Here is a 12,860-nt window from a genome sequence, read left to right on the forward strand (position 1 = left end):
TATGTGCACAACGACGATGCCCTTACGCGGGGAATTGCAGTAGCCCAGATCCACCAATGCTCAGATGAGCACATACTGGCATTAACAGAGAACTACCCTCACTGGATAGAAGTAAAATGAGTGAACGAAATAGCTTCATTTGGCTAGATAAAGTCATTGAAACCGATAAAAATGGCTATCTCATTGATTACACCGAATGGGATGAATCTATGGTGCCCTTGTTAGCTGAGCAGGAAAATATCGAATTGACAGAGGATCACTGGGAAGTGATAAGGTTTGTCCGGCATTTTTATCTGGAATATGACACCAGCCCAGCTATTCGGGCTTTAGTAAAAGCCATGGCGCAAAAATACGGTCCTGAAAAAGGAAACAGCCGCTATTTACAGCGACTGTTTAAAAAAGGACCTGCTAAGCAAGCCACCAAACTGGCCGGCTTACCTAAGCCGGCTAAATGCCTTTGATATAGGGCCTATGTTAGGCCCATATCCGCTACCCGACTGGAATATGGGTAACACCACCCATGTAGCTCACCAAGACTTCAGGCACTACCACACTACCGTCAGCTTGTTGATAGTTTTCCAACACTGCCACCAAGGTGCGCCCTACCGCCAAACCAGAACCGTTTAATGTATGTAACAACTCCGGTTTGTTTGTCTCGGGATTACGGTATCTGGCATGCATTCTACGGGCCTGGAAATCCAACATGTTTGAGCATGAAGAAATTTCACGATACGTATTTTGAGCCGGTAACCACACTTCCAGATCATAGGTTTTACAGGAGCCGAACCCCATATCACCGGTACATAGCAATACCTTGCGATAGGGTAAGTTCAATTTCTGTAATATCACTTCAGCATGACCTGTTAACGATTCTAGCGCGTCAAAGGAATCTTCAGGTTTAACCAATTGAACCAGTTCCACTTTTTCAAACTGATGTTGACGGATCAAACCACGGGTATCACGGCCGTAGGAGCCAGCTTCACTGCGAAAACAGGGCGTATGGGCCGTCATTTTAAGGGGTAATTGGTTAGCATCGAATATTTCATCTCTACCAATATTTGTCAGTGGTACTTCCGCAGTAGGGATCAGTGATAAACCCTGACCTTCTTCTGTTGCCGGTTGGGTATGAAACAGATCTTCGCCAAATTTAGGCAGTTGACCGGTTCCATACAGGCTGTCGTGGTTTACCAAATAAGGCACATACATCTCTTGATAGCCATGTTCTAACGTATGGGTATCTAACATGAACTGGGCCAATGCACGATGTAATCGCGCCACTTGTCCGCGCATGACGACAAAGCGACTACCGGTGAGCTTACTGGCCAGTTCGAAATCCGCGCCTTTTGATAGACCATCGGCAATATCCACATGATCTTTCACATCAAAGTCAAAGCACCGGGGCTCGCCCCATTTACTGATTTCAAGGTTGTCGTTTTCGTCTTTACCCACAGGTACCGAGGCATCAGGTAAATTAGGAATACCTTGGGTTAGCGCAGTGATTTGCTCGAGTAATTCGGATAGCTCTGCTTTCGCGGCATCAAGATCGTCACCTAACTGGCCCACTTCCGCCAACAAGGGCGCAATATCCTGTCCTTGTGCTTTAGCCTTACCGATGGACTTACTGCGAACATTACGTTCGTTTTGTAATTCCTGTGTTTTGGTTTGCAACGACTTGCGCTTTTCTTCCAGCGCATTGAAGGTTTCTGTATCCAGAATAAAGCCGCGCTCAGCAAGTCGCTTAGCGGTATTCTCGATGTCGGCCCGAAGTAACTTTGGATCTAACATGTAATTCTTTTTATCCTTTCATAATAGCAATGGCTGCCCAGCCTGCTAATAAACAAAAACTAACATTTAAAAACACATTGGCCAGCGCTTTAACAATAAGCCCATTCTCTAACAAGGTGAGTGTTTCGATGGAAAACGTTGAGAAGGTGGTGAATGCACCCAGCAATCCCACACCAAGCAATGCCCGATAAGGTGATTCCATTAACTCATGACGTTCAATAAACCCATAAAGTAATGCCAGACTAAAAGAGCCAACGATATTGACCGTGAGTGTACCAAATGGCAACGATTTTCCAAACCAAGAATCGATGTTAGTGGTAACGAAATAACGCAGACAAGCGCCTGCAGCGCCGCCAGCAGCCAGGTATAAATACAAAATAATTCCCGTTGGCATAGGTACCCTTATCTTTTTTGGCGACCTTGCGCATTTAACGCGTCAAGATAGTCCCGTTTGGCTTTTAATTTCTTTTCCAATCCCCGCTCAGTGGGATGATAAAAACGCGTATTAGCCAGTTCTTCTGGTAAATAGATCTCACCGGCAGCAAAGGCATTCGGTTCGTTATGGGCATAACGGTATTCTTTACCGTGGCCCATTTCTTTTAATAATGCGGTGGGTGCATTGCGTAAATGCAAAGGAACCGGGTAATCTGGCGCACTTGCTGCCAACTGCTTGGCCTGAGAAAACGCCGTGTATACTGCGTTACTTTTTGGCGCAAGGGCACAATACACCGCCGCTTGGGCTATGGCTCTTTCCCCTTCGGCGGGTCCCACGCGATGATAGCAATCCCATGCATTGATGCAAAGCTGCATTGCTCTAGGATCTGCATTGCCAATATCTTCAGAGGCAATGGCTAATAATCGTCTAGCCACATAAAGGGCATCGCCACCACCATTTAATATTCGGGCATACCAATACAAGGCCGCGTCAGGATCTGACCCCCTTACCGACTTGTGAAAGGCTGAAATTAGATCATAAAACGCATCGCCTTGTTTATCATAGGCCGCCACCTTTTCGCCCACCGCCTGCTCAATATCGTGTAACGAGATAGTATTGCCTTCGGTAAAATCACTGGCTAACTCTAAATAGGTGAGTAAGCGTCTGGCATCCCCCCCACAAAGGCCAATAATGGCATCACGGGCATCGGGAGCAATGGATAACGAAAGGGAAGCGAGCCCCTTGTCTTCATCCTCCAAAGCAGTGTCAATAAGATGTGACAGTGCCTCAGTATCAAGGGGTTTAAGTACGTATACCCGCACCCGGGACAACAGGGCATTATTTAACTCAAAGGACGGGTTTTCCGTGGTGGCACCGATAAAGGTCACCGTACCTGATTCGACAAAGGGTAAAAACGCGTCTTGCTGACTTTTATTAAAACGGTGTACTTCATCCACAAACAATAGGGTTCGTTGATGATGTTTGGCATCAAATTCAGCTTGTTCCATGGCGTTTCGAATATCTTTAACGCCGGCGGTTACTGCGGAAAGCCGAATGACCTTAGCATCGGTATAACAGGCAATCATCTCCGCCAACGTGGTTTTGCCTGTACCCGGTGGCCCCCACAACACCATGGAATGGCACTGGCCAGCTTCAAGCATTTTGCGCAATGGCTTGCCTTCCCCAAGCAAATGGGTCTGGCCTACGTAATGGGCGATATCCGTGGGCCGCATTCTTGCGGCTAACGGTGCAACAGGAAGATTACTCACTCCCTTCACCGTTGATCATCAACAATATAATTGTCATCGAATTCAGCACTAAATAACGTCGGTGCAACCGGCGTGTTCATCTTTATTTCGGAAAAAGCCAATTCGCTAATTTGTTCCTGGGCATCGGTGGTACTTAAGAACACCAATTTATTGTCTTTAAAGGTTACGATCAGGCGATGAACCTGTCCGTCAGGCTCCACCGGTTCAATAATATAGGAATTAGATTCGCCCATTGCCGTCTGTACCGTAAACTTTTCCCATGTACTGTCATCATTGGAAGTCAGTAAAATAACCGGGTTGTTCTCAACCGCATTGGCTTGATCTAAGATGGTAACCTGTTCGGCAAACGGATCGATATACCAAACCGCGCTACCGTCGGCGATCAATAAACTTTCATTGGGTGAATGGGTTTCCCAGCGCAATTGATTCGGTCGGGCCAAGGTTAAGATCCCCGTGGCTTCTTGCACCACATTACCGGCAGCATCGGTGACTTTTTGATGGAATTTTGCCTGATATTGTTCAATCCCCATTAACGTCTTTTTTAGCGCCGACGCAGACGGTGAGATCTCAGCCATGCTCAAATGGCTGACGACCATAACAACAAAGCCAATTAACAGGCGTGTTTTCTTTATCATGGATTATTCCTTAGGCGCAGGTGGCGCCAACACTTCACGATTACCATTGTGTCCCGGCGAAGAGACCACACCATTGGCTTCCATTTGTTCTACCAATCTTGCTGCGCGATTGTAGCCAATTCTAAATTTGCGCTGCACGGAAGATACGCTGGCACGACGGGTTTCTGTGACAAACGCCACCGCCTCATCAAAAAAGGCATCGTATTCTTGATCTGCATTCTCTGGTTGTTCGCCGGGCAATAAGACTTCCGCCGTGGCCTCACCGTTGAGAATTTCATCGATATAATTGGGTTCACCCCGTTTTTTCCAATCACTCACCACCGCATGAACTTCGTGATCATCCACAAACGCACCGTGAACACGAGTAGGTACTGGACTTCCCGGAGGCAAATAAAGCATATCCCCCATGCCCAGTAAGGCTTCAGCCCCTTGCTGATCTAAAATGGTTCGCGAGTCAATTTTGCTGGATACCTGAAAGGCAATACGGGTCGGTATATTGGCTTTAATCAAACCGGTAATAACATCCACCGACGGGCGTTGAGTGGCTAAAATCAGATGTATTCCCGCCGCCCTCGCTTTTTGGGCAATACGGGCAATGAGTTCTTCTACTTTCTTACCCACAATCATCATCATGTCTGCGAATTCGTCCACCACAACCACGATGGCAGGTAATTTATCTAAATCCGGTGCTTCTTCTTCCATACTATCTTCGGTGCGCCACAAGGGATCTTTAATTGGCTCTCCATCCGCTTTGGCTTGCAACACCTTGGCGTTATATCCTTTTAAGTTTCGCACACCTAGCGCTGACATAAGCTTATACCGGCGCTCCATCTCGCCGACACACCAGCGCAAGGCATTGGCCGCCTCTTTCATATCGGTGACCACTTCAGCTAACAAGTGCGGAATTCCTTCGTAAACGGATAATTCGAGCATCTTGGGATCAATCATGATCATGCGTACATCGTCAGGTGTGGACTTATACAATAAGCTTAATATCATGACGTTTACGCCCACAGATTTCCCCGAACCTGTGGTGCCCGCGACCAGTAAGTGAGGCATTTTTGCTAAATCTACAATAACCGGCTTACCGCTTATATCGGCCCCTAAAACCATGGTAAGGGGCGATTTACTACTTTGAAATGCGTCGCAGGAAATCACTTCACTTAAGCGAACCATCTCCCGCTTTTTGTTTGGTAATTCCAGCCCTATCACCGATTTTCCTGGGATCACTTCCACTACCCGAACCGAGATAGCCGACATGGCTCTGGCTAAATCCTTCGACAAACTGGTGATCTTACTGACTTTGACTCCGGGCGCTAAATCTAACTCAAAGCGCGTAATAACGGGGCCTGGATACACACCAACCACGCTTGCCTCAATATTGAAATCAGCCAACTTATCTTCCACAAGACGAGAAACCATATCCATCTCTTCCTGGGTAATGGGGTTCTCTTTTCTGTCCGGCCGCTCTAATAAATCAAAGGATGGCATGGGCCCTAGTGTGGCCAACTCGGCCTTTTCTGCTTCTTTTGCCGCCACCGCTTCGGCCAACGTTGTGGGCTTTTTAGCTGGCTTCTCGGGTTTCACCACAGGTGTAGTATCGGTCTCAGATGCGTGTTGTTCTGTAGTCGACGATGCCTCTTTTTTCTGGGGTGTTAGCTTCTCTTTTAAATGGCTAAATGAGAAACCAGATGCTTTTTTCTCTTCTTCTATGGGTGCCGCTGCCTGATTCAATGTGATTTTTTCATCATCAACAATAAAAGGAGGCTCATCCTCGGTAGAGAATATTTCATCGGGAATGCCAATGGTCGGTTCATTGCGTACATCGTCATTCGACGAAGAACGGTGAGATAACGGCGCGTCTTCCGACGCAGGGGGTTCTGCACGCAAGCTGGTCACTTCAAGGGACTGCTGTGTCCCCTCCCCTACCTCTTTATCACGGGTTGGTAATGCAAGTTTAGGCATTTCTAACCCCATAAGTTGTTGGGGTAGCAAGATGGTCTTACGACCAAACCAAAGTGTAGCACCACCGATATTATCAATGATATCCAGCCAACTGATACCCGTTAATAACGTAAATCCGGTACAAAAGAAGCACAGCAATAATAGGATCGTGCCCGCTTTATTAAAATAAGGGATAAGTGCAGAACTAATAACATCCCCCACAAAACCGCCAGCGGAAAAATTATAAAGATCATTAAAATTAATACTGGCAATACCGGTAATACCAAGGGCAATCAGTAAGGCGCCGATGATCCTAAGGCCGATGGTTAAATAATCAAACTCATCCAGCTCTTTCACGTGCTGAAACAAAAACCAGCCCATAAAGGCAAAACAAAACGGTAGCAGGTAAGCTAACCAACCGAAGGTAAATAATAGAAGATCGGCGATCCATGCACCTGAAGCCCCTACCCAGTTATGGATTTCAAGCTGCAAACCGGCCTGACTCCAACCGGGATCACCAGGATGAAAGGAAGCTAAAGCCAAAAGAATAAAAAATGCGAACACACAGACAAGTATCATGCCTGCTTCAAGTAATCGCTGTAGACCTGTTAAACGCGCCATAAACCCTTAATCACTGTACGTAACCTGCCCCGCGATCTGCATTCCTTGTCGCCGGTAAAAAAGCAGGTATCTAGTTGAGTTATTTATTATTATTGCTTTTATACTGTTTTAATTCACCTACATGCGTTGATTAATCGAGCATTGCCAAATAATCCGCCTGTAAGAACATTAAAGACTACCATAAACTGTGTCTTGTTCACCATGTTAACCCTTTATACTGAACGCAGGCTGATTTTACTTTGTCTGAATTCTTAATGCAGTGGTGCTTTTGACCTGTTCCATCACCACATAAGTGCGAGATTCACTCACGCCGGGTAACCGTAGCAAGGTATCGCCGAGCAAACGTCGATAGCTGGACATATCCGCCACGCGCGCTTTTAACAGAAAATCAAAATCCCCAGACACCAAATGACATTCCTGGATATCTTCATGTTCTTGTACCGCAGAAGAAAATTCTGCAAAGATATCTACGGATGTTTTGGTAAGTGTGATCTCAACAAAAACTAACATGGCTGCACCTAGTTTCTCCGGGTCCAATTCGGCATGATAGCCTTTGATATAGCCCTGAGCCTCCAGACGCCGCACTCTGTCAAGGCAAGGGCTTGCACTTAAGCCCACCGTTTTGGCCAATTCCACATTGGAGATCCGACCGTCTTTTTGCAGTGCTTTTAAAATGTTTCTATCGATTCGATCGAGGCTTTTAGGGGTTTTTACCAGCATATAATTCTCTGCAATATGGCTGTTTTTCAAAATTATACTCTGCTTAACGTCAATCTTCAGCACAAACTTCTATTTTAACTATCGTATACTTTTGACCTTTCCTACCCATGTTAATTATGTAGAGGTTAATTATGTTAGTCGGTGTACCGAAAGAAATAAAAAATCATGAATACCGTGTAGGCCTGACGCCAGCCGCGGTAAAAGAATTTGCAGCCCATGGTCACAATATTGTTGTTGAAACCCAAGCAGGTGCAGCCATTGGATTTAGCGATGATGATTATATCGCCGCTGGTGCAACCATAGCCTCTACAGCACAGCAAGTTTTCGCTGAAGCAGAAATGATTGTTAAAGTTAAAGAGCCTCAGCCAAACGAATGTAAAATGTTACGCAAAGGGCAAACCTTATATACTTATCTCCATTTAGCCCCGGATCCGGTACAAACAGAACTGCTTATTGCTTCTGGTGCAACCTGTATTGCCTATGAAACCGTCACCGACGATCGCAATGGCCTGCCTTTACTTGCACCTATGAGTGAAGTAGCCGGTCGTATGTCTGTTCAAGCGGGCGCACATTATCTTGAAAAAGCCAATGGCGGTAGTGGAACATTGCTTGGTGGTGTACCTGGCGTGGCTCCGGGCAAGGTATTGGTGATCGGTGGTGGTGTTGTGGGCACCAATGCCGCAAAAATGGCACTGGGTCTGGGCGCTGACGTCACGATTCTTGATCGCTCCTTGCCAAGACTTCGTCAGTTAGACGACATCTTCAATGGCCAAGTGAAAACCGTATTTTCCACTGTGGATGCCATCGAGCAATACAGCGCAGAAGCGGATCTGGTTGTCGGTGCCGTACTTATTCCAGGGGCCACTGCACCGAAACTACTTAATGCAGCGCATATTAAAGCCATGAAGCCCGGCGCTGTGGTGGTTGACGTAGCCATTGACCAAGGCGGTTGTTTTGAAACCTCCAAAGCAACAACCCACCAAGATCCTGTTTATGTGGTAGATGATGTTGTGCATTATTGTGTTGCCAATATGCCAGGCGGCGTGGCACGCACTTCAACCATTGCGTTGAACAATGCAACCTTACCGTTTGGCCTTGCATTAGCGAATAAAGGTGCAAAACAAGCCCTGCTTGATGACAAACACCTGCTAAACGGATTGAACGTACATGAAGGTAAAGTGACCTATAAAGCCGTCGTTGATGCCTTGGGTGAATCTTTAGGTTTAACCTATACCCCAGCTGAAGAAGCCTTGAAATAGCAATAGATTTTGCGAAAAATCCCAACGGCGGAATAAATGAAGGCGAGTTTTATACTCGCCTTATTTTTATCTGTAGTTCCAGTAATGCACTGCTATATGCTGGCGTTAACACTTTTTAAAACGGCAATGGGATCCTGGGCTTGGGTAATAGGTCGGCCCATCACTAAATAACTCACTCCGGATTTCATCGCTTCTTGTGGTGTCATGACTCGTTTCTGATCCCCCACTTCACTGCCTTTAGGGCGAATACCTGGGGTCACTAACAAAAATGAGGGCGACACGTAAGAACGCAACATTACCGCTTCTTGTGCGGAACACACCACACCATCTAATCCAGCTTCCTGTGTTAGCAAAGCCAACTTTTCCACATGCTCCTTGGGCGTAGTATTAGGAACGACACGGGCCAGTTGGGCCTCATCCATGCTGGTTAGCACAGTGACCGCAATCAGTTTGGTTTGAGGATGGGCACTATTGTCGATAGCCTGCTTCGCCGCTTTCATCATTTCCAACCCACCGCTGGCGTGCACATTCACCATCCACACACCTAGCTCGGCAGCCGCTTTACACGCTTTAGCTACAGTATTGGGAATATCATGAAATTTTAAATCGAGGAAAATATCAAAGCCTTTACCAATCAGTTGTTTTACCAACTCAGGGCCGAAAAGGGTAAACATTTCTTTACCCACCTTAAGGCGACATAATGACGGGTCCAGCGTATCAACAAACGCCAGCGCCTTGGTTTCATTATCATAGTCTAAAGCCACGATTACTTTTGGATCTTGCATTGAAGCGTTACTCTCCATCTAAGCCTTTAATTGGTTTTACTACATTCCACTTTTTACAGGAGGGGCACAGCCAGTATAATTTTCTGCCTGAAAACCCACAGCTCACACAGCGATATTTAGGCCGCTGGGTAATTTGTTCTTCCACCAGTTCTTTTAATAAACGTAGGCTATCGGCGGATGCCTTATCGTCAATTTGATCGATATACAGCCCCATCAAGGTTTTAAAGCCTTTCATGGTAGGCCGCTGGCGAAGTTGTTCTATGAGGTAGTCTGCAGCTTCCTGGTGTTTACCTTGGTGAATTTTTATATCCACCATGGCCAAATATGACGTGGCGCATTCATGCCAATGGGCTGACAACAACTGTTCAAAAAGATCCCATTTGTCGGTTTCTTCAGCAATCTTCTCTAAACTCGGAATGGCTTCGCTAAACCAGGTAATATCATGTTCCGCTACCTGTACAAAATAATGACGGGCATCATCGAAACGCTTCTGAGTAAGAGCGATCTCTCCTAACATAAGCCACGGCCGCACAGCATGTTCGTCGGCATTCACCGCCTTTTGCAACAAAATAAGCGCATCGCCGGTTTTGTTCTGTTTTAACTCGTTTTCGGCTTGTTCACAGTAAAAATGAGATAAGCGCTCGCTGACATCGTCATTATCACCATGGCAATTCACCATGCGCTCGGCCAATTCAATGGCACGTTGCCATTCTTTCGTGGTTTGATAAATACTGAAAAGGTGTTGTTGCGCATCCAGTAGATGTTTATCGCTATTTAAAAGCTGTAGATAGGCATTTTCGGCACGTTCAAGAAACCCCGCCTGCATATAATCTTTGCCCAACTCTTTTAAGGCATTTTCCTGTTGGCTAGGCTGAATCTCATCTCTGTTGACCAGATTCTGATGTATTTTAATCGCCCTGTCCGTTTCCCCTCTGTGACGAAAAAAATTGCCCATGGCGATATGGGTTTCCACCGTATCGCTGTTTAGGTTAATCATTTTTATCAGGGTATCTACTGCCTTGTCCGGTTGATCCGACAGCAGGAAATTAAGGCCTTTGTAATAATGGCGGGAAAGTATGCTCGACTGCTTCCTTTGAGCCTGGCGAACACTATTACGGCCCATGATCCAACCGTAACCAGCCGCAACAGGCAATAAGAGAAACAGCAATTCAAGCATGTACTATTCTTTTGTAAGTTTACGAAGTCGAGTTCGGGCTGCGACAAGTTGTACTCTAAGACTTAACCAACTTAACAACATTATCAAAATACCGATAACTATGCCCAACGCTAACGTGATCGCAATAAGTGTTGAAACTCGCAACTGTGCTTGTGCAATGAGATAGTTCACCGATACAAATGCGTCATTTTGAGAGCCAATAGCAAATGCAAACGCTAAAAGAACTACGATAAGTAGTAAGGTTATAATTCCTTTCAACGCAAAAACCCTTGATTTTCTAACTATGTATCAGGATAGCAAATTGAAAAGAAACATGACACACAATAACTCAAAATACTCGGTTTCAGGCTTCTGCGCGATGCACCTTTTTGACTGCCTGCATATGGGGACGAAGCGAAGCGTTAATAATCGCATTATGTAGCACAGATTCACTGGTCAGAAATAAAACGTGGGTATAGGACGTTTGCATAACACTAAATCTGTCATACATGGGCTTATCAATGCGAGATAATTGGGCAAGCCGTTTTTTCGATAGTGGTGTAAGTGCCGAGGCACAGCGACTGACGTCAATTCGGGTTACGCATAACGCCACTTTATGACTTTGTACTTGTTGCTTCACGTTGCTACGTAAGGGCCCGAAGCGGAATCCCCGTTCCGGAAGGTAAACCAGTTTACTGTCGCTGTTCCGCACACAATGAAACACCGACGTAGTGCTAATCGCCCCACTAAAAATCGCCGAAAGTAACTCAGATTTGGGTTTTTGTGCTTCCCTGTCAGCAAAGAAACCATGCATGGGTACCACATTACCCACTTGGGTGAAGGGATAAAGATCATCGCAACCGGCGGTCTGATACACGGTTTTTAAACGATTGAGTAGATAGCGATTGGTGGTACACAATATACTTGCTGATGGATGATGTCGTATTGCCAGCTCCCAAACAAAACGATGGGTATTTCTCTGTAGAAGTGCCAAATCACGATTTTTAAAATAGGCGGCATTGTTCTTCACGAACTGACCAATACTGCTGGCAATGGCATCCCGCTTTGTTGGTAATCTTAACCTGGCTTCCTGTGTATTCGGGTTATAATCAACAACCTCATATTTTTGATTTTTTATTTTAAGCTCAGGCACTGAAACCTTAAGTTCTTTATCCACACGCTTGGGGGCTTGGTCAAATACCAGACGCATACCACGCACGGAAATATCTTTAATAGTAACGGGTATCGCACTTAGTAAGCCGGTTTTTACCACCCCAGCTTTATCAAATAAAAAGCGTGATTCTGCCCGGTTGTCTAAGCCTTCTTCTCTGATGATATCAATCGTATACGTGTTGACATCATGGATAAAATCCTCTGCGACAGCGGGAATGTTACGTTTTTCGGTGATCACCAGGTCTGTGAGGGATGAGGTGACATCTTTATAAAAGATAATTTTGTCGAGCTCGGCAAGCTCGGGATAGTCAAGTAAGGTAAGATCATGAATGGAAAACGCTTTTTGTTTATCTTCGGCTTCCACATTCGCAAGTCGACATTGCAAGCAACGCAAACTGCCGTTTTTGTTCATGATATGAATTACCGGTGCGAGCAGATCACTGGATTCAAGTTCCCGTAACGTTGCCGTCAGTGAATAATCCCCTTGTTTCGACTGCATAGTGCCGCTGATAATATAAGCTTCTTTGTAACGCAGCATTTCCGTCATCATACGAGGGAAAAGCCGTTTTCCCGTGGCAATGTCCAACATGGGGCGTCCGCCACTTTGTCCTTCGTTTGTTTTGGTAAACAACACCATTTTGGGTCGCAGTCCTTTTGGCGTGCGATTGATAAACAAAGGCACCCATGGGGTATTGTCCAAAATACGATCCCGCTCAAGATCCTGCATGGTTCGTTCACTTTCCAGTTGCCGTTGTAAGGGCTGCTGAAAAGATGCAAGGTTGATGTATTTTTCAAGAACTTGCGTAATTTTAGGGTTCACGGTAGCGGCCATCTTAAAGTGGGTTTCGTATTTTTCTGTCTCTTTATTAAACTTTATCGCCGATGCTACATAGTTGATCACCAGGCCCTTTGGTAAACCGGGAACATCCGGAAACTGGAAATCGAAGGTATCCCCTACGCCTAATTTTGCGGGTCTTTTGCTTTCCAGGGTCATGGTTTTATAACCTAATGATGACACACTGAAGTTTCTACCTTTTTCAAAGGTTAAGCTTGAAACAGGAAAGTTTGGGGTTATGGC

At 45.7% G+C, this 12,860-nt stretch carries 12 protein-coding genes; 2 read left to right on the plus strand and 10 right to left on the minus strand.

Translation table 11 applies throughout. The annotated features are described in order from the left end of the window. The first annotated feature begins 116 nt into the window (after positions 1 to 116). A complete protein-coding gene (locus tag V5298_RS17000; protein ID WP_332932626.1) occupies positions 117 to 461 on the plus strand; it encodes a TusE/DsrC/DsvC family sulfur relay protein in 345 nt (114 codons plus the stop codon). A gap of 28 nt (positions 462 to 489) precedes the next feature. Here the strand turns inward: V5298_RS17000 and serS are convergent, their stop codons facing one another. The 6 genes from serS to lrp all read right to left on the minus strand — a co-directional run bounded on the left by serS (position 490) and on the right by lrp (position 7,424). Beyond that, positions 490 to 1,785, minus strand: coding sequence for a serine--tRNA ligase (gene serS, locus V5298_RS17005; RefSeq protein WP_332932627.1), 1,296 nt, complete (start codon positions 1,783 to 1,785; stop codon positions 490 to 492). 10 nt (positions 1,786 to 1,795) lie between these two features. Then, positions 1,796 to 2,179, minus strand: coding sequence for a fluoride efflux transporter CrcB (crcB, locus tag V5298_RS17010; RefSeq protein WP_332932628.1), 384 nt, complete (start codon positions 2,177 to 2,179; stop codon positions 1,796 to 1,798). 8 nt (positions 2,180 to 2,187) lie between these two features. Beyond that, positions 2,188 to 3,453, minus strand: coding sequence for a replication-associated recombination protein A (locus tag V5298_RS17015; RefSeq protein WP_332932636.1), 1,266 nt, complete (start codon positions 3,451 to 3,453; stop codon positions 2,188 to 2,190). Positions 3,454 to 3,494: 41 nt separating this feature from the next. Next, the gene (lolA, locus tag V5298_RS17020; RefSeq protein ID WP_332932629.1) at positions 3,495 to 4,124 is read right to left on the minus strand and encodes an outer membrane lipoprotein chaperone LolA; all 630 of its coding nucleotides are present in this window, start codon (positions 4,122 to 4,124) and stop codon (positions 3,495 to 3,497) included. A 3-nt stretch (positions 4,125 to 4,127) separates the two neighbouring features. After that, positions 4,128 to 6,689, minus strand: a complete 2,562-nt coding sequence (locus V5298_RS17025) for a DNA translocase FtsK (protein WP_332932630.1) — start codon at positions 6,687 to 6,689, stop codon at positions 4,128 to 4,130. A gap of 234 nt (positions 6,690 to 6,923) precedes the next feature. Beyond that, positions 6,924 to 7,424 carry a leucine-responsive transcriptional regulator Lrp gene (lrp, locus tag V5298_RS17030; RefSeq protein WP_416351196.1) on the minus strand — a complete coding sequence of 167 codons (501 nt, stop codon included), beginning with the start codon at positions 7,422 to 7,424 and terminating at the stop codon, positions 6,924 to 6,926. Positions 7,425 to 7,540: 116 nt separating this feature from the next. Here lrp and ald point away from each other — a divergent pair, with 116 nt between their 5' ends. Continuing rightward, the gene (ald, locus tag V5298_RS17035) at positions 7,541 to 8,668 is read left to right on the plus strand and encodes an alanine dehydrogenase (RefSeq protein ID WP_332932631.1); all 1,128 of its coding nucleotides are present in this window, start codon (positions 7,541 to 7,543) and stop codon (positions 8,666 to 8,668) included. A gap of 92 nt (positions 8,669 to 8,760) precedes the next feature. On the opposite strand, the gene pyrF is transcribed toward ald, so the two are convergent. From pyrF to V5298_RS17055, 4 genes are all read right to left on the minus strand, one after another. Further along, complete coding sequence (gene pyrF, locus V5298_RS17040) at positions 8,761 to 9,453, minus strand: orotidine-5'-phosphate decarboxylase (RefSeq protein WP_332932632.1); 693 nt, start codon at positions 9,451 to 9,453, stop codon at positions 8,761 to 8,763. Positions 9,454 to 9,460: 7 nt separating this feature from the next. Next, a complete protein-coding gene (gene lapB, locus V5298_RS17045) occupies positions 9,461 to 10,630 on the minus strand; it encodes a lipopolysaccharide assembly protein LapB (protein WP_332932633.1) in 1,170 nt (389 codons plus the stop codon). A 3-nt stretch (positions 10,631 to 10,633) separates the two neighbouring features. Beyond that, positions 10,634 to 10,888: a LapA family protein gene (locus V5298_RS17050; protein WP_332932634.1), complete on the minus strand. Its 255-nt coding sequence runs from the start codon at positions 10,886 to 10,888 to the stop codon at positions 10,634 to 10,636. An 85-nt stretch (positions 10,889 to 10,973) separates the two neighbouring features. After that, the coding region (locus V5298_RS17055; RefSeq protein WP_332932635.1) for a PilZ domain-containing protein at positions 10,974 to 12,860 on the minus strand (1,887 nt) is incomplete at its 5' end.

Origin of the sequence: Alteromonas sp. 14N.309.X.WAT.G.H12 (assembly GCF_036697315.1) — a bacterium.
Classification (GTDB): domain Bacteria; phylum Pseudomonadota; class Gammaproteobacteria; order Enterobacterales; family Alteromonadaceae; genus Alteromonas.

Excerpts from the sequence above, each read along its gene's own strand:
- V5298_RS17015 (WP_332932636.1), bottom strand. The coding sequence starts at position 3,453 with ATGCGGCCCACGGATATCGCCCATTACGTAGGCCAGACCCATTTGCTT.
- V5298_RS17025 (WP_332932630.1), bottom strand. The coding sequence starts at position 6,689 with ATGGCGCGTTTAACAGGTCTACAGCGATTACTTGAAGCAGGCATGATA.
- lolA (WP_332932629.1), bottom strand. The coding sequence starts at position 4,124 with ATGATAAAGAAAACACGCCTGTTAATTGGCTTTGTTGTTATGGTCGTC.
- ald (WP_332932631.1), top strand. The coding sequence starts at position 7,541 with ATGTTAGTCGGTGTACCGAAAGAAATAAAAAATCATGAATACCGTGTA.
- serS (WP_332932627.1), bottom strand. The coding sequence starts at position 1,785 with ATGTTAGATCCAAAGTTACTTCGGGCCGACATCGAGAATACCGCTAAG.
- crcB (WP_332932628.1), bottom strand. The coding sequence starts at position 2,179 with ATGCCAACGGGAATTATTTTGTATTTATACCTGGCTGCTGGCGGCGCT.
- V5298_RS17000 (WP_332932626.1), top strand. The coding sequence starts at position 117 with ATGAGTGAACGAAATAGCTTCATTTGGCTAGATAAAGTCATTGAAACC.
- pyrF (WP_332932632.1), bottom strand. The coding sequence starts at position 9,453 with ATGCAAGATCCAAAAGTAATCGTGGCTTTAGACTATGATAATGAAACC.
- lapB (WP_332932633.1), bottom strand. The coding sequence starts at position 10,630 with ATGCTTGAATTGCTGTTTCTCTTATTGCCTGTTGCGGCTGGTTACGGT.